The 16,362-nt window shown below is 74.2% G+C and carries 13 protein-coding genes; 9 read left to right on the forward strand and 4 right to left on the reverse strand.

Annotated features, from left to right (window positions below; all coding sequences use genetic code 11):
- Nucleotides 1-7 precede the first annotated feature (7 nt).
- Entirely contained in the window at nt 8-1,435 is a 1,428-nt protein-coding gene (locus ACIG36_RS25900; protein ID WP_399932404.1) for a cellulase family glycosylhydrolase, read from the forward strand.
- Nucleotides 1,436-1,576: 141 nt separating this feature from the next.
- Nucleotides 1,577-4,228: an ABC transporter substrate-binding protein gene (locus ACIG36_RS25905; protein ID WP_399932407.1), complete on the forward strand. Its 2,652-nt coding sequence runs from the start codon at nt 1,577-1,579 to the stop codon at nt 4,226-4,228.
- Between the two features lie 12 nt (nt 4,229-4,240).
- On the opposite strand, the gene ACIG36_RS25910 is transcribed toward ACIG36_RS25905, so the two are convergent.
- A complete protein-coding gene (locus ACIG36_RS25910) occupies nt 4,241-5,143 on the reverse strand; it encodes a LysR family transcriptional regulator (protein WP_399932409.1) in 903 nt (300 codons plus the stop codon).
- Nucleotides 5,144-5,243: 100 nt separating this feature from the next.
- Between ACIG36_RS25910 and ACIG36_RS25915 the strand changes: the two genes are divergently transcribed.
- The gene (locus tag ACIG36_RS25915) at nt 5,244-6,404 is read left to right on the forward strand and encodes an MFS transporter (protein ID WP_399932412.1); all 1,161 of its coding nucleotides are present in this window, start codon (nt 5,244-5,246) and stop codon (nt 6,402-6,404) included.
- 96 nt (nt 6,405-6,500) lie between these two features.
- Nucleotides 6,501-7,136, forward strand: a complete 636-nt coding sequence (locus ACIG36_RS25920) for an HAD family acid phosphatase (protein ID WP_399932415.1) — start codon at nt 6,501-6,503, stop codon at nt 7,134-7,136.
- 26 nt (nt 7,137-7,162) lie between these two features.
- Here the strand turns inward: ACIG36_RS25920 and ACIG36_RS25925 are convergent, their stop codons facing one another.
- Nucleotides 7,163-7,426, reverse strand: coding sequence for a GlsB/YeaQ/YmgE family stress response membrane protein (locus ACIG36_RS25925; RefSeq protein ID WP_399932417.1), 264 nt, complete (start codon nt 7,424-7,426; stop codon nt 7,163-7,165).
- A gap of 142 nt (nt 7,427-7,568) precedes the next feature.
- Between ACIG36_RS25925 and ACIG36_RS25930 the strand changes: the two genes are divergently transcribed.
- Nucleotides 7,569-7,991 (forward strand): ArsR/SmtB family transcription factor, encoded by a 423-nt coding sequence (locus ACIG36_RS25930; protein ID WP_399932421.1) that lies wholly within the window; start codon nt 7,569-7,571, stop codon nt 7,989-7,991.
- On the forward strand, nt 7,975-10,530 hold the full coding sequence (gene mgtA / locus ACIG36_RS25935) for a magnesium-translocating P-type ATPase (RefSeq protein ID WP_399932424.1): 2,556 nt from the start codon (nt 7,975-7,977) through the stop codon (nt 10,528-10,530). Before ACIG36_RS25930 ends, mgtA begins: the two co-directional genes overlap by 17 nt.
- A gap of 21 nt (nt 10,531-10,551) precedes the next feature.
- Here the strand turns inward: mgtA and ACIG36_RS25940 are convergent, their stop codons facing one another.
- Both ACIG36_RS25940 and ACIG36_RS25945 read right to left on the reverse strand, forming a co-directional pair.
- The gene (locus ACIG36_RS25940) at nt 10,552-11,928 is read right to left on the reverse strand and encodes a hypothetical protein (RefSeq protein ID WP_399932427.1); all 1,377 of its coding nucleotides are present in this window, start codon (nt 11,926-11,928) and stop codon (nt 10,552-10,554) included.
- 105 nt (nt 11,929-12,033) lie between these two features.
- On the reverse strand, nt 12,034-13,293 hold the full coding sequence (locus tag ACIG36_RS25945) for an LCP family protein (RefSeq protein ID WP_399932430.1): 1,260 nt from the start codon (nt 13,291-13,293) through the stop codon (nt 12,034-12,036).
- Between the two features lie 156 nt (nt 13,294-13,449).
- Between ACIG36_RS25945 and tatA the strand changes: the two genes are divergently transcribed.
- From tatA to ACIG36_RS25960, 3 genes are all read left to right on the forward strand, one after another.
- Nucleotides 13,450-13,665, forward strand: a complete 216-nt coding sequence (gene tatA / locus ACIG36_RS25950; protein WP_399932433.1) for a Sec-independent protein translocase subunit TatA — start codon at nt 13,450-13,452, stop codon at nt 13,663-13,665.
- 94 nt (nt 13,666-13,759) lie between these two features.
- On the forward strand, nt 13,760-15,130 hold the full coding sequence (locus ACIG36_RS25955) for an alkaline phosphatase (protein ID WP_399932435.1): 1,371 nt from the start codon (nt 13,760-13,762) through the stop codon (nt 15,128-15,130).
- Nucleotides 15,131-15,306: 176 nt separating this feature from the next.
- Entirely contained in the window at nt 15,307-16,245 is a 939-nt protein-coding gene (locus ACIG36_RS25960; protein ID WP_399932437.1) for a beta-ketoacyl-ACP synthase III, read from the forward strand.
- The last annotated feature ends 117 nt before the right edge of the window (nt 16,246-16,362 follow it).

Raw genomic sequence — 16,362 nt, forward strand, 5'->3', positions numbered from 1 at the left:
ACCAGGGATGCCGAAGAGACGCTTGCGCAAGGCGGCGTTCCTCGCCGTAACCGCCGCTGTCCTGGCCGCCCTCCTCACGCCCTCCGCCGGGGCCTCGCCCTCCGCCGGTCCCTCCCCCGCCGCCGCGGAGGGCGGCATCCCCCGCCTGACCGACGAGTGGGGCCGCGCCCTGACCCTGCGCGGCTGGAACCTCGCCGACAAGGAGCACCGCGGCGAGCGGGCCCTGGAGGACATCACCGAACGCTCCCTGCGGGACCTGGCCGGGCGGGGCTTCAACTTCGCCCGCCTGGCGGTGTTCTGGGACGACCTGGAGCCCCGGCGCGGGCAGTACAGCGAGCGCTACCTCCGCAAGATCGAGCGCGTCCTGGACTGGGCGCACACCTACCGCGTCCGGGTCGTCGTCGACGCCCACCAGGACATCTACGGGCCCGCCTTCGGCGACCACCGCGGCATTCCCGCGTGGGCCACGCGCACGGACGGGCTGCCCTACCGCCCGCATCCGGACGACTGGTTCGCCGAGTACTTCGAGCCCGCCGTGCAGGCCGCCTTCGAGCACCTCTACGAGGACGCCGACCTGCGCGAGGCCCAGACCCGCATGTGGCAGGTGCTGGCCGCACGGCTCGCCGGCCATCCCGCCGTGTTCGGCTACGACCTGATCAACGAGCCGATGGGGCGCATCCGCCCCGGCGAGGACATGTTCGCCGCCGCCCGCCGCATCGAGGCCACCCAGGTCACCCCGATGTACAACCGCATCGCCGACGCCATCCGCCGCGTCGACAAGCGCACCTGGCTGTTCGTCGAGCCCACCCCGGCCGCGGGCGAGGGCCGGCCCACGGGCCTGGGCCGCGTGCACGACCCCAAGGTGGTCTACGCCCCGCACTTCTACAACGCGGCGATGGAGGCGGGCCGCGACTACGACCCCGCCTCCGGCTGGCTGGAGGCCTACGAACGCGAGATCGTGCACTACCCGCGGCAGCAGCGCATCCCGGTCGTCGTCGGCGAGTGGGGGCCGCTGAACAGCTCGCTGCCCCACATGGGCCGGTTCTACGAGGACGCCATCTCCTCCATCGGCCGGTACGCGTCGGGCTGGGCGAGCTGGCAGTGGTGCTACGGGGGCGGCTACTGCGCCCTCGAGGCGGACGGGCGCTTCCAGCCCAACAAGGAGCGCACGGTACGGCCCTACGCGCCCGCCGTGGCGGGAGTGGTGCACTCCGACACGTACCGGCCGGGCGGGTACCGGCTGTCCTACGCGCCGCGACCGTCGGGCACCACGGAGCTCTTCCTGCCGCCGTCACCACGCGGCTGGCGGATCGCGGTCGGCGGCCCGGCCCGGACGGGCACCCGGACCGTGCCCCCGGGGGAGCGCGCCACGGTGTACGTGCACGCCGAGCAGCGGGCCGGGGCGCGGGTGGTGGTGACCGCCACGGCGAAGTGAGCCGGAGCGCTGGCACACCACCGGCGGTCCGAGGATGATGGGCCGCGGGGCAGTCGTCCTGCCCCGAAGCGCCGCGCAATGCGGTGCTGCGCACGGCTGTTGGCGGCCCGGCGCCGGGCCGCACGGGGGTGAGGCGTGGCTGTGTCGATTCCACCATTGCCGTCGGCCGGGGACTTCGTCACCGCGTTCGAGGAATTCGTCCTGGTGCCGCCGGCCCGGCGCGGGCCCTCCGCCAGGATCGTGCTCGTCCCGCTGGGCCGCGGCGGCGAGGCGCAGGACGTCGCCGAGGGCGAGTGCCTGCGGCTGCGGGTCCGGGGGCGGGCGCTCGTCCCGTACGCGCGCGTGCAGGAGGCGCGGCCGCGCGGCGACGGCGTGCGGGTGAAGGACGTCTTCGAGCAGATCGAGGAGGGCCTGCTGGAGAACCGGCCCGGCGGCTTCGGCCGGCTGCGGCTGCCGCGTTACCGGCTGCTGCGCGCGTTCGCCGACGCCCGGTCCACCGAGGACCAGGCGGCGGTGCGCGCCCGGGACCTGCGCAACCAGTGCTGGACCGAGCGCCGCAAGGACTCCCACGTCCTCAAGGCCCTGCACGCGATCAGCGGGGGCGACCAGGTGCCCTCGAGCATCCCGGGCTGGGTGTGGCACTGGACGCGCCGGCCCCTGTTCGGGCTGCTGCCGCGCTGGCTGTACGGGCGGGCGCAGCAGCGGCGCATGATGCGCAAGGGCGGCTGGTTCCGGCGCTGGGCGGGCGCCCAGCCGGGGCGCGGCGATTTCTTCGCCCACCACGAGGCGGTCGTCCGGGAGCGGGACGACGCGTTGCTGTGCGCCCTGCTGAGCGATCTGGAGGCCGCCGTCCGCGGGCGCGGGCTGTCGCCGTGGGTGAGGCGGCGGCGGAGCCGGTTCGTCCTGGTCCTGCCGCGTGCCGGGGTGGCCGGGTCGCTCACCGAGGGCCTGGTGCGGGGGTTCCCGAAGGCTGTCGAGCAGACCGGCAGCACCGCCGTGGTGCTGCTCGCGGTGGGCCGGAGCGGTGAGGAGAGCGCGCAGACGCTCGCGGCGGCCACGACCACGGTCGACTCCTGGACCCGCAGTCCGGGGCGCGGCCGGGGCCGGTCCGTCACGGTGGCGGTGCCGCCGTTCGACGGGAGCCCCGACGAGGAGGCCGAGAGCCGGCTGCGCGGCTATCCGGAGATCCAGCCCGGCAAGGTCTTCTCCGACGGCCCGCCGCGCGTCGAGGCGCTGGGCATGGTGGTGGCGGGGGTGGCGGCGCTGTCGCTGGTGGGCCACTACGGGGTGGTGCCGCTGCTGAAGGAGAACAGCACCCGGTGCGTCGACGCGACCGTCACCATGCCGGAGCCGGCGACGCCGGGCACGGTCGGCGACCGGAGCCCCAAGGAGCTGTACGAGCAGGCGCTGGCGGACATCAAAGGCCAGAACGCGTGGGCGGAGGCGGCGGCGAAACGGCTCGGGATGCCGGTGCGCACCGTCGTCTACCTGGGCCCGGCCGTCACCGTGGAGAACTGGGCCGACGGCCTGTACAACGGCTCCATCCCGGAGGTGCGCGGGATCGCGCTCGCCCAGGCGCAGGTCAACGCGGAGGCGACGCGGGACGTGCGCAACAAGGTGCTGCTGAGGGTCGTCGCCGAGGACGCGGGCCCCGGGTTCTCCAAGGCGCCGGCGGTGGCCGAGCGGATCGCCCAGGGGGTGCGGGAGGAGAAGGGCGACCAGCAGCTGATGGGCGTCGTCGGGCTCGGGCAGAGCCGCAAGGACACCCTGCGGGCCCGGGACATCCTCGGCGAGGCCCGGGTGCCGATGATCGGCACGGTGGCCACCGCCGAGCAGATGCAGGACAACGTCATGTACCGGCAGGTGGCGCCCGACAACAGGCGCGAGGCCAGGATCGCCGCCGACTTCGCCCGGCGCAGCAACATGGTGGAGACCTCGCCGGGCCGGTGCGCCCCGGCCCGCCGGGCGGTGGTCGTCGCCGATCCCACCGACAGCTTCAGCGACAACCTGAGCAAGCGCTTCACCGGAGAGTTCGAGGACACCACGACCGTCTGGTACGACCCCGACCGCAAGCCCGGCCGCCCGGTGCCGCAGGACGACCGGACGCAGTGGGCGGACCAGTGGTCGGAGGTGGCCGGGATCGTCTGCCGGCAGATCGAGGCGGACGAGCGGACGGTGGTGTACTGGACGAGCCGGGAGAAGGAGTTCGCGGCGTTCCTGGACGAGTTCCAGGCCGGCACGAACTGCCAGGGCCGGCTGACGGTGCTCGGCGGCAACACGCTGACCAGCGCGGTCGTCGACTCGGAGCAGCCCAGTGCGAAGCACCCGGGGCTGCGGCTGTACTACGCGGCCCATGCGGTGCCCAGGAGTTACTGGCCCAACGACAACGGCCACACCTTCCGCAGGGCGTACGCGCGGGCCCACGGCTCCCGGGACCTGTGGGGCAACGACGGCCGCGCGCCGCTGGCCTGGGACGCGCTGCGGCTGCTGGCGGGCGCGGTCAACACCGCGCGCCAGGACTCGCACACGGACGCCATCGTGCGCGGCACGGTGCAGACCGTCCTGGAGACGGGGGTCGGTGGCGAGGAGGGCAAGCGCGGTGCCACGGGGATGCTGACGTTCGAGACGGGCGGCAAAGTGCCGGAGGACAAGCGGCTGTTGATCCTGCACGACACGCAGAACGGCCCCGAGGTGGCGCTGGAGTGCGGGGTTCTGGACAGCAAGGTGCGCAGGACGTCGTGGGGCCCGCACGGCGAGTTCCCCTGCGTGCGCGACCGGCCCGAGCGGAGGTGAGGGCGGGGCCCGTCATCCGGCCTCCGCGACGAACCCGCTGAACGCCCGTACCCGTGCCGTCTCGGCGTCCCGGTGCCAGACGAGCCCGAGGGCCGACTCGGGCAGCCCGGTGACCGGGACGAAGGCGACGTCCCGGCGGCCGTGGTAGTCGGCCGTCGGCCGGCACAGGAGCATCCCGCCGCGGCCGGCGGCGGCCAGGGTGATGCCCTCCTGGAGGGTGGTCACCACCGGGCCCCGGGGTATCGGCCGGCCGCCGGGGGTGAGTTCGGGGGCCTGGGCGGCGCGCCAGTACGCGGGGGCGGTGGCGGCGGGCGTGACGAGGGGGCACCCGGCGAGGTCCTCGGCCGGCAGGGCGGGCCGCCGTGCGAAGGGGTGGCGGGCGGAGACGGCGAGGGTCTGGTGCTCCCGGGAGAAGACCAGCCCGAGCACGAGGGCGGGTTCCCGCACGGGCAGCAGGACGACGGCGGTGTCGACCTCGCCGCGGTGGAGGGCGCCGAAGGGGTCGCCGAGCGGGATCTCGGTGATCTCGACGGCGCAGCCGGGGTGGCGGGCCTGGAAGGCGGCGACGGCCGTCATGACGCGGTCGCCGGCGGTGCCCTGGAAGCCGACGCGCAGGGTGCCCTCGATGCCGCGGGCGGTGCGGCGGGCGTCCTCGACCGTCTCCCTGAGGGCGGCGTAGGCGGGGCGCAGCCCGGCGAGGAGGCGTTCGCCGAGCGGGGTGAGGGCGACGCGGCGGCTGGTGCGGTCGACGAGGCGGGCGCCGATACGGCTCTCCAGGGAGCGCAGCAGCTGACTGACGCGGCTCTGGGAGACGTACAGGCGCTCGCCGGTGCGGCCGAAGTGCAGTTCCTCGGCGAGGACCAGGAAGCACTCCAGTTCCTTCAGTTCCAGACCGCCGACCGGTCCGCCGTTCATGGTGCCCGCCTCCCCCGCCCGTTCGATCGATGAGCGGTGCTCATCGAAGCATGAGGGAACGGCCGTTGTTCCCGCAGGGCGCGCCGCCGAGGCTGGAGCCATGGCAAAGATCAAGTCTGCGGGCGGCCTGCCGGCCGTCCTGGCCCTGGCGGCGGGCACGTTCTCGGTCGTCACCACCGAGATGCTGCCGGTCGGGCTGCTCACCCCGATCGGGGCGGACCTGGGCGTCGGGGAGGGCACGGCCGGGCTGACGATGACGGTTCCCGGCCTGGTGGCCGCGGTGGCCGCGCCCGCCGTGCCGGCGGTGGCGGGGCGGCTGGACCGGCGCGTGCTGCTGGTGGGCCTGATGGCGCTGCTGGCGGTGGCCGACCTGCTGACGGCCTGCGCGCCCGGCATCGAGGTGCTGGTGGGGCTGCGGGTCCTGGTGGGGGTGTGCATCGGGGGCGTGTGGGCCGTCGCCGCCGGGCTGGCGGTACGGCTGGTACCGGCGGTGTCCGTGGGCACGGCCACCTCGGTGATCTTCAGCGGGATCGCGGTGGCCTCGGTGCTGGGGGTGCCGGCGGGTGCCCTGATCGGCGAACTGGGCGGCTGGCGGGCGCCTTTCGCCGTGATCGGCGTGGTGGCACTGGCGGTGTCCGCCGCACTCGCCGTGCTGCTGCCGCCGCTCCCGCCCGAACCGGCGACGGGCGGCGGAGCGCTGCTCGCCCTGCTGCGCGACGCTCCGGTGCGGGCCGGGCTGCTGACCGTACTCCTGCTGGTGAGCGGGCACTTCGCGGGCTACACGTTCGTCCGCCCGGCCCTGGAACGGGTGCCGGGCGCCGCCGGTGGCACGATCGGTGTGCTGCTGCTCGCCTACGGCGTGGCGGGGGTGGCGGGCAACTTCCTGGCGGGCGCGGTGGCGGTACGGCGGCCGCGCCGGGTCCTGCTGGTGCTCTCCGGCGCGCTGGCAGTGGTGATCCCGGCGGTGTCGCTCGCCGACGGCGCCACGCCCCTGGTGGCGGCCGTCCTGCTGACCGGGTGGGGGCTCGCGTACGGGGGTGTGTCGGTCGGCACGCAGAGCCGGCTGCTGGCGGCGGCACCGCACGCCCGCGAGGCCGCGTCGGCGTTGTTCGTGGCGGCCTTCAACGTGGCGATCGCGCTGGGTGCGCTGCTGGGCGGGCGGACCGTGGACGCGGTGTCGGTGCCGGCGGCGCTGTGGCTGGGCGGGCTGCTGGCGCTGGGCGCGCTGGTGACGGTAGCGGTGGCACGCCGGACGGGGTGAGGGGGCCCGGACCGGCGGGGAAAGGTCGGCCGTCGGCCATCCGCGCTCCACCGGGCCGTTCCCCACCGGCCACCACCCGTCGTGAGCATGCCATCCATGAGCGAATCGATCACGACCCGCCGCACCGCCGCCGCCCTCGTCGCCGTCACCGCCCTCGCCACGGTGGCCGCGACCACGCCCTCCGCCGAGGCGGCGGAGCCCGCCCCCGCGCGGACGTCTGGCACCGCGGGCCTCAAGGGCGTCGACTACGCCACCTGGCAGCGCGACGTCCAGGCCGTCATCGACCGGGCGACCCCCTACGTCGCCGCGCGCACCGCCGAGGCCGGCACACAGAAGCAGGCCATCGTGCTCGACATAGACAACAGCTCGCTCGAGACGGACTTCCACTGGACGAAGATCCCCACCCCGGCGATCAAGCCCGTCCTGGAGCTGACCCGGTACGCCCACGCGCGCGGCGCCGCGATCTTCTTCGTCACCGCCCGGCCCGGGGTGCTCGACCCGGTCACCGACTGGAACCTGCGGCAGGTCGGCTACCCCGTCAGCGGCCTGTACGTGCGCCACCTCCCCGACCTCTTCCAGGGCGTGAGCACGTACAAGACCGCCAAGCGGGCGGAGATCGAGGCGAAGGGCTACACGATCATCGCCAACATCGGGAACAACACCACCGACCTGGTGGGCGGGCACGCGGAGCGGACGTTCAAGCTGCCGGACTACGACGGCAAGCTCTCCTGACCGCGGCGGGGGCCGGCCCGGGGGCGTCAGGACCGCCGCTTGTGACGGTCCAGCGCCGCGATGCCCAGGGCGGCCAGGCCGATCTGGATGATCCAGACGAGCCAGACGATGCCCTTGGAGTCGTACAGGCCGAGTGCCTGGCCGATCAGTGCGCCCACGAAGGCCGCCACGATGCCGACCACGATCGTCGCCAGTACCCCGATCTGCTGGCGGCCCGGCACGACCAGCCGGCCCAGGAGCCCGATGACCGCGCCGATCACGATCGCACTGATAATTCCTGAGATTGCCACACCCTCCCCCTTACAACCGATTCCTGCGGATACATCTGCCCAGTACGCGGCAGGTGCATGTCGGACGGCCGGGCCCGGCCACGGTGCCTAGACTGGGGCCTTCCCGGGCATGAGCCCGACCGCTGGGGACGGGAGAGCGACAGTGACGGCAGGCGTCGGAAGCTTCGAGAGTGTCGAAGGGTCTTTCGACGACCCCCGCGACGCGCGCGAGAAGGCCGACCCCTCCGCGGAGGTGCTGGCCGAGGCCGCCGCCGCCTTCGGCCTGCTCGCCTCCTCCGCCCGCCTGCACCTGGTCTGGGCACTGGCCCAGGGCGAGAGCGACGTCAGCGGCCTGGCCCAGCGGGTGGGCGGCGCGCTGCCGGCGATCAGCCAGCACCTGGCCAAGCTCAAGCTCGCCGGGCTCGTGCGCTCCCGGCGCGAGGGCCGCCGGGTGGTGTACCTGGTGGACGACCCCGACGTGGTGACCATCGTGCGCCTCATGGTCGGCCAGCTCGCCGACCGCAGGACCACCGAGCCCGGCCGGGACACGGCCGGCGCCGGACGCCTCCGTGGCCTGGGCGCCTGAGGCCCGTACGGCCCACCGGACGGGCGCGGGCGGCACCACCCTGGAAGTGCTGCGCGCCCTCGACAGCGGGCCGCGCGGACTGACCGAGGCGGAAGCGGACGCCCGCCTCGCACGGCACGGCGAGAACGTCTTCCCCGGCCGCCGCCCCGACTCCTGGCCCCGCCGCCTCGCCCGCGCCGCGCGCGACCCCTTCACCGCCGTCCTCCTCGGCCTGGGCCTCGTCTCCGCGGCCGTCGCCGCCTGGGGCACGGCCACCGTGATCGCCGTCCTGGCCACGATCAGCTGCGTGCTGCGCGCCACCGGCGAACACCGCGCCGACCGCTCGGCCGCCGCCCTGCGCGAGCTGGTGGCCGGCACGGCGACGGTCCGCCGCCGCGCGAGCGGCACCACGCCCGCCACGACCCGCGAGGTCCCGGTCGACCAGCTCGTCCCCGGCGACGTCGTCCTGCTCGCCCCGGGCGACCTCGTCCCGGCCGACCTGCGGCTGCTGCGCGCGACGGGCCTGACCGTGCACGAGGCCGCGCTGACGGGCGAGTCGGCACCGGCCCCGAAGTCCGCGGCCGCGGGCGAGGTGTGCTTCCAGGGCAGCAGCGTCGTCTCCGGCACCGCGAGCGCCGTCGTCGTGGCGACCGGCGGCCACACCCTGCTCTCCGGCGCCCTCCCCCGGCACACCCACCGCCCGCGCCCGCCCGGCCCCTTCGACCGGTCCGTCAACGGCATCGCCCGGACCGTCGTGCGGCTGATGCTCCTCACCGCCCCGCTCTTCCTGATCGCCGACGCGCTGCTGCGCGGCCACGGGCCGCAGACACTGCCGTTCGCCGTCGCCGTGGCGGTCGGGCTGACGCCCGAGATGCTGCCGGTGATCGTGACGACCGCGCTGGCCCGCGGCGCCGCGCTGCTCGCCCGCGACGGCCAGGTGATCGTCAGACGGCTGCCCGCCCTGCACGACCTCGGCGCGGTCGACGTGCTGTGCGTGGACAAGACCGGCACCCTCACCGAGGACCGGCCCGTCCTCGCCCGCGCCGAGGACGCGGACGGCCACGAGGACCCCGGCGTGCTCCACTGGGCCGCCGTCAACGCCCTGTGGACGCTGCACCTCGCCGAGCTGCCCGTACCGGACGCCCTGGACGAGGCCATCCTCGACGCCGCCGGGGACGACGACGCCGGGTACGAGGGCGTCGACGCGCTGCCCTGCGGGCCCGGCCGCCCCCTGTCCACCGCCGTCGTCCGCCGCCCCGGCGACCCCCGCTTCGCGCTGGCACGCACCCACACCCTGGTCGTCAAGGGCGCCGCCGAGGACATCCTGGCCCGCTGCGCCCTGGACGACGCCGAACGCGCACGCCTGACCCGCCGCGCGGACGCGCTGGCCGCCGACGGCCTGCGCGTCCTGGCCGTCGCCCGCGCCGAACGGCCCGCCCGCGAACGCCCGTACACGTCCGCGGACGAACACGACCTGACCTTCACCGGCTTCGTGGCCCTCGCCGACGCGCCCGCCCCCACCGCCGCGACCGCACTGGCCGACCTCACCCGGCACGGTGTCACGGTGAAGGTCCTCACCGGCGACCACCCCGGCACCGCCGCCCGCACCTGCCGCGAACTGGGCCTGGAGCCCGGCAACCCCGTCACCGGTGACCGGATCGACGCCCTGGACGACGCCGCGCTGGCCTCGCTCGCCGCCCGGACCACCGTCTTCGCCCGCTGCGCTCCCGAGCACAAGGCCCGCGTCGTGCGCGCGCTGCGCGCCGGCGGGCACACCACCGGCTTCCTGGGCGACGGCGTCAACGACCTGGCAGCCCTGCACGCCGCCGACGTCGGCGTCTGCCCCCGCGGCGGCGTGGAGGTGGCCCGGGAGGCGGCGGACGTCGTCCTGGCCTCGAAGGACCTCACCGCCCTGGACCGGGCCATCGTCACCGGCCGGCGCAGCACCGCCAACATCGCCTCGTACCTGCGCATCACACTGTCGTCGAACGCCGGCAACGTCATCGCGATGCTGGTGGCCGGACTGCTGCTGCCGTTCCTGCCGATGCTGCCCGCCCAGGTACTGGTGCAGAACCTCTTCTTCGACGCCGCCCAGCTGGCCCTGGCCTTCGACCGCCCGGACGAGCGGGCCCACGCCCGCCCGGCGGTCCTGCGGCCCCGGGCACTGCTGCGCTCCGTCGCCGGATTCGGCCTGCTGAACGCCGCCGCGGACCTCGCGACGTTCGCGGTGCTGTTCGCGGCGGTCCGCTCGCTGGGCGGGGCCGGGGGCGAGGAGGCGTTCCACGCCGGATGGTTCACCGAGAACCTGCTCACGCAGGCGATGGTGATCCTGCTGCTGCGCCCGTCCCGCGCGCCGGGGCCGGTGCGGGCCGCGGTGGCGGGCCTGGCGGCCGCGGGCCTGCTGCTGCCGCTGTCGCCGGTGGGGGCATGGCTGTCGATGACACCGCTGCCGCCGCTGTACTACGGGCTGCTGGCGGTGGTGCTGGCGCTGTACGGGGCGGGGCTGCTGCGCTTCGGCCTCAGGCGCCGGCCGGCCGATGCCGGCCGGGCAGGCGCCTGAGGCGAACGGGGAGCCGGGAGCTCACCAGTCCCCGCCGCCGAACCCGCCCCCGTCGCCAAAGCCGCCGCCCCAGTCGCCCCCGCCCCCGAAGTCGTCCGGGTTGTAGTCGGCACCGGTGTACTCGCCCCCTTCGGGGCCGGCCTCCGGGGTGGCCGCGTACGCGGGCCCGTGCAGCATCCCGCCCAGCATGGTGCCCATCAGCAGACCCGGCAGCAGCCCGCCGCCGAAGTAGCCGCCGGCCCACGGCGCGTAGGCGGGCCCGGCGTTCCAGTAGGGCTGCGGCCCCTCCGCCGTCTGCACCTGCCGGGACATGGGCTCCTGGCCGTCCGCCAGCCGCGCGGCATCGGCGGCGCACGCCGGCACGGTGCGCGCCGCGCCGCCGGGCGGCGCCCACTGCACGTCCTCGACGGACGGTCCGTGCCGCGGGTCGAAGAAGCACGGCAGCCGCCGCTCGGGCAGCGGTGCGCCACCGCGCCGCGCGGCGAGGGTGGCGAGGGCGAACCGCCCGTTGTCCAGCGCCTCGGTCACCCCGCGGACGTCGCCTGGCCCGGTGGCCGCGGCCATCCTCGTCTTGGCGTCCTCGTAGGCGTCCAGCGCCCGCTCGTAGTCCGCCCGCATCTCGTCGGTGGCGCCGGCCTCGGACGGCGAGAAGTCCAGCCGGTCGAGCTCCTCGCCGAAGGCGGTGATGTCCTCGTCGACCACCACGCGCAGCGCGTCCAGCTCGGCCCGCTCGCGCTCCTCCCTGCGGCGCTTGGTGCGCCGGTAGACGGCGTACGCGCCCGCGCCGCCGGCCACGACGATCGCGCCACCGGTGATCAGGCCGGTGGCCCCGATGCCCTCGTCGGTGGTGCCGCCCCAGGAGCCGGGTGAGTGCCCCCTGGCGAGCCGGCCGGCCTGGTCGACGAAGCTCTCCAGCTGGGTGGCGGTGTCACCGCCGGACCGCTGGACGGCTCCGACGAGGTTGGCGACGGCGCTGCGGGGCATCACCGTGCGGTCGGCGGCCGCGTTGAAGGCGTCGTCACCGAGATGGACGGCGTAGACGCCGGCGAGCCCGACCTTGGTGCGCAGGTCCCGCAGGACAGTGGCCTTGGGGTACTCGGGGGTGGCGGGCAGGACGGCGACGAACACCGGCTTGTCCGCGTCCTTGATCTTCCTCGCCAGGGCCTCGGCGTCGGCGGCCGGGAGCCGCTCGGAGACGGCCGGGTCGACGTAGACGGGGTTCTTGCGCAGCGCCTCGGCCGCGGTGTCCAGCCCGGTCACGGCGGTGGTGGTGCTCGCGGCGGGTGGGGCCGCGGGGGCGCCGGACGCCACGCCCACCGGGGCGAGGAGCGCGAGGAGGACGACGATCAGGGCCAGTACCGGCCTGGTCAGCCCTCGGGCGACAGCAGTGGCGGACATGGCATGGCTCCTTGCGGTCACGGATTGCTCTGCACCTACCATGAAAACGGACTATTCAGGCGTTTGCGTTCCCGCTCGCCCATGCTGCCCACTCCCCGGCGCCCGTCAGCCGTAGGAAAGGTTGGCGCAGGGGTCGTCGTCGGCCGAGCGGACGCCGCCCACCACACCGGAAGACAACGTTCCGGGCGGCGCGGAGGTCACCGGGGAGCCGGACGGCGAGGGGGCGGTCACGCCGGAGACGGCGGGATCGGAGACGGCGGGATCGGAGGCGGTGGGACGGGAGGCGGGGGCCGAGGGCGCGCCGCTCTCGCCGCCGCGCTTGCCCGCACCCTTGCCCGCGTCCTTGCCGTCGACCGTGCGGTCCGCCCGCAGCGCGGCCCACAGGGCGTCCGCGTCGGGCTGGACGATCGCGACGCGGTTGCCGTCGTAGCGCCAGGGCAGGGTCACGAACTTCATGTCGTGCAGGTCGATGTCCTTGAGCGACATCGCGAACGACAGCATCCTGTCGGCCGAGCCCAGCCCCGGGTCGACGGTCATCGACTTGGTGGCCGCGTCGGCGAGCGGTAGCAGCGTCGTGGGGTTGAAGCCCTGCGCGCGCACCTTCTTGACCATCGCGGAGACGAAGGCCTGCTGCCGCTGTATTCGCCCGATGTCGGAGCCGTCGCCGATCCCGTGCCGTACGCGCACGTAGTCCAGCGCCTTCTGCCCCGAGACGCTCTGCCGGCCCTTGGGGAAGAGCAGGTTCCCGCGGCTGCCGCGGTGGGGATCGAGGTCGCCCTGGTAGACGTCGGTGGGCACGCACACGTCGACGCCGCCCACCGCCGAGGTCATCGCGGAGAAGCCCGCGAAGTCGACGACGACGGTGTGGTCCACGCGCAGCCCTGTCAACCGCTCGACGGTGTTCTGGGTGCAGGCGGGGTTGCCCTTGGGTGAGCCGCCCACCGAGAAGGCCGAGTTGAACATGGCATGCTGCCGCTCCTCCGTCCAACTGCCGTCGGGGTTCCTGCAGGAGGGGATGTCGACGAGCGTGTCCCGGGGGATGGAGACGGCGACGGCGTGCCGGCCGTCGCCGTACACGTGCAGCAGGAAGGCGGTGTCCGACCGGCCCACGTCGCCGTCGCCACCGCCCAGCGAACTGTTGTCGCCGGAGCGCGAATCGGAGCCGATGACCAGGACGTTGCTGCCCGCGGCGCTCGCCCCCGGCCGGTTCTTGGAGAGTCCGCCGGCGTCGAACGTGCTGATGTTGCCGTTGAGTTTGAGGTAGAACCACCCCGCCCCCGCGGCCACCAGCACCGCGAACGACACCACCACCACGAGGACGACCCGCATCCGCCGGTGTTTGGGCTTCCTCCGCCTGCCAGTCATATCCGCGCCCTCATCGCTCCCCCGTTCCGTGCCTGTCGCCCGGTGAGACGGCCTGCCGGAGACTTTGGTTGTCCAGTTGCGCAATCTAGCAAGTATGGTGTGGACCACCGTTACGGCATCAGGTCCAAGCGTCGGATGAGAGGTGGTGGGGCGTCCGTGCTCCGCAATGCCCTGGAACCCTGGCACGTCCTCGTGGTCGTGCTCGTCGTCATCGTCCTGTTCGGGTCGAAGCGCCTGCCCGACACGGCCCGCGCGCTGGGCAGGTCCCTGCGCATCCTCAGGAGCGAGGCGAAGGCGATGAAGAACGACAACGACAACGCGCCCGACGCTCCGGTCGGCACTCCGCCGCGGACTGTCGACAGCACCAGGTGACCTCGACTTCACCTGGACGTCCCCCGCGGTACACCCACCCCTGGTGAGCTTCCTTCTGCCGGGCACTCCGCCACGGTCCAGCTAGGAGGAATTCATGGGTTCTCGTCCGTACCGCCGCCGTCTCGCCTGGGGCGCCGCCGCACTCCTCGCCGCCGGTGTCGCGGTCCCGGCCGCGGCCGCCGCGACGGAGGGCGGTCGGTCGGACGTGGCGCAGGCCGCCGCCGGCCACGGCTCGAGCGCCAAGAAGGCCAAGAACGTCATCCTGCTCATAGGCGACGGCATGGGCGACTCCGAGATCACCCTGGCCCGGGACTACACCGTGGGGGCGGCCGGCCGCCTCAACATGGACCGGTTCCCGATGACCGGCTCGTACACCACCTACGCGGTCGACAAGAACGGCCGCCCGGACTACGTCACCGACTCCGCCGCCAGCGCCACCGGCTGGGCAACCGGCCAGAAGACGGTCAACGGCCGGCTCTCCAAGACCCCCGGCACCGACAAGGCGATCCCCACGATCCTGGAGCTCGCCCAGAAGAAGGGCCTGGCCACCGGCAGCGTCACCACCGCCGAGCTCACCGACGCCACCCCGGCCGCCCTCGCCTCGCACGCCACGGACCGCAGCTGCCAGGGCCCGGCCGACATGAAGGCCTGCCCGAACGACACGATCGCCAAGGGCGGCCCCGGCTCCATCGCCGAGCAGAGCGTGAACCACAAGGTGGACGTGCTGCTGGGCGGCGGCAAGGCCCGCTTCGACCAGAAGATCACCGAGGGCCGCTACCGGGGCCTGACCGTCACCCAGCAGGCCGAGAAGCTCGGCTACCAGGTCGTGACCGACGCCAAGGGCCTCAAGGCCGCCAAGCCCGGCACGCCCCTCCTCGGCCTGTTCGCCGACGGCAACGTCCCCGTCGAGTGGACCGGCAAGAACGCGGCCGTCGGCGGCACCGCCGCCCAGCGCTGTGTGACGAACAACCCCGAGCGCAAGGCGGGCACCCCCGCGCTCGAGGAGCAGACCCGCAAGGCCCTGGCCCTCATGGACACCCCCAAGGCCAAGAAGAATGGTTTCTTCCTGCAGGTGGAAGGCGCCTCCATCGACAAGCGCGACCACGCCGCCGACCCCTGCGGCCAGATCGGCGAGACCGCCGCGTTCGACCGGGCCGTCAAGGTCGCCCGCGACTACGCCGCCAAGCACCCCGACACCCTGGTCGTCACCACCGCCGACCACGGCCACACCAGCCAGATCGTGCCGCTCGAGGCCAACCCGCCCGGCCTGTCCTCCACGCTGATCACCAACGAGGGTCAGCAGCTGAAGGTCAACTACTCCAGCAACACGCCCGGCAAGGCCCAGGAGCACACCGGCACCCAGGTCCGCATCGCCGCCCAGGGCCCGCAGGCCCACCGCGTCCTCGGCCTGACGGACCAGACCGAGCTGTTCACCACCCTCCGCACGGCCCTCTCGCTGCGCTGACGAGGATCACAATGGCCCCGGCCGCTTCGCGGCCGGGGCCATTGGCGTTCCCCTGCGTTCCTGTGAAAACCGGCCACTGATCCAGCCGGAACATTGGGCGGATCACATACCCGGTACGGCCCGCCGAGCGTCAAGACTGTTGCTTCCGCATCACTCGCGCGCAGGAGGAACCGCCGATGTCCGGGTCTCGCGTACTGGCCCTCGGTCACTACCAGCCCGCCAGGGTGCTCACCAACGACGAGCTGGCCACCATGGTGGACACCAGCGACGAATGGATCCGCACCCGCGTCGGCATCCGCACCCGTCGCGTCGCCGGCCCCGACGAGACCGTCGCCTCCATGGCCACCGAGGCCGCCGCAAAGGCCCTGGCCAACAGCGGCCTGGCCGCCGCCGACATCGACCTCGTCCTCGTCGCCACCTGCACGGCCGTCGACCGCAGCCCCAACACCGCCGCGCGCGTCGCCGCCGCGCTGGGGCTGCCCTCGCCCGCCGTCATGGACGTCAACGTCGTCTGCGCCGGCTTCACCCACGCGCTGGCCGGCGCCGACCACGCCATCCGGGCCGGGGCGGCCCGGAACGCGCTGGTCGTCGGCGTGGAGAAGTTCACCGACGTCACCGACTGGACCGACCGCACCACGTGCGTCCTGGTCGGCGACGGGGCCGGCGCCGCCGTCGTCACGGCGTCGGCGGAACCGGAGATCGGCCCGGTGGTGTGGGGCTCGGTGCCCGGGATGGGGCACGCCGTACGCATCGAGGGCACGCCGTCGCGCTTCGCGCAGGAGGGCCAGTCCGTCTACCGCTGGGCGACGACCCAGCTGCCGCCGATCGCACGCAGCGTGTGCGAGCGGGCCGGGCTGGAGCCGGCGGATCTGGCGGCGGTGGTGCTGCACCAGGCGAATCTGCGCATCATCGAGCCGGTGGCGCGGAAGCTGGGGGCGGTCAACGCGATCGTGGCGAGCGATGTGACGGAGTCGGGGAACACGTCGGCGGCGAGCATTCCGCTGGCGCTGTCGAAGCTGGTTGCCTCCGGCAGGGTGGAGCCGGGGGCGCCGGTGCTGCTGTTCGGGTTCGGGGGGAACCTGTCGTATGCGGGCCAGGTGATTCGCTGCCCGTAGTTTGGGCGGGGGTGCGGTGCGGGCCCGTGTTCGGGGTGCGTTGTGGGGCGGGGCCGGGTCGGTCTGGGCCGGGCCCTTCTGGGGCTGGATTATTTACGGCCTCGGGTTACGTGTTGA

Source organism: Streptomyces sp. NPDC053048, assembly GCF_044547045.1.
Lineage (GTDB): Bacteria > Actinomycetota > Actinomycetes > Streptomycetales > Streptomycetaceae > Streptomyces.

Excerpts from the sequence above, each read along its gene's own strand:
- ACIG36_RS25900 (WP_399932404.1), top strand. The coding sequence starts at position 8 with ATGCCGAAGAGACGCTTGCGCAAGGCGGCGTTCCTCGCCGTAACCGCC.
- ACIG36_RS25910 (WP_399932409.1), bottom strand. The coding sequence starts at position 5,143 with ATGAACGGCGGACCGGTCGGCGGTCTGGAACTGAAGGAACTGGAGTGC.
- ACIG36_RS25915 (WP_399932412.1), top strand. The coding sequence starts at position 5,244 with ATGGCAAAGATCAAGTCTGCGGGCGGCCTGCCGGCCGTCCTGGCCCTG.
- ACIG36_RS25920 (WP_399932415.1), top strand. The coding sequence starts at position 6,501 with ATGAGCGAATCGATCACGACCCGCCGCACCGCCGCCGCCCTCGTCGCC.
- ACIG36_RS25940 (WP_399932427.1), bottom strand. The coding sequence starts at position 11,928 with ATGTCCGCCACTGCTGTCGCCCGAGGGCTGACCAGGCCGGTACTGGCC.
- ACIG36_RS25945 (WP_399932430.1), bottom strand. The coding sequence starts at position 13,293 with ATGACTGGCAGGCGGAGGAAGCCCAAACACCGGCGGATGCGGGTCGTC.
- ACIG36_RS25955 (WP_399932435.1), top strand. The coding sequence starts at position 13,760 with ATGGGTTCTCGTCCGTACCGCCGCCGTCTCGCCTGGGGCGCCGCCGCA.
- ACIG36_RS25960 (WP_399932437.1), top strand. The coding sequence starts at position 15,307 with ATGTCCGGGTCTCGCGTACTGGCCCTCGGTCACTACCAGCCCGCCAGG.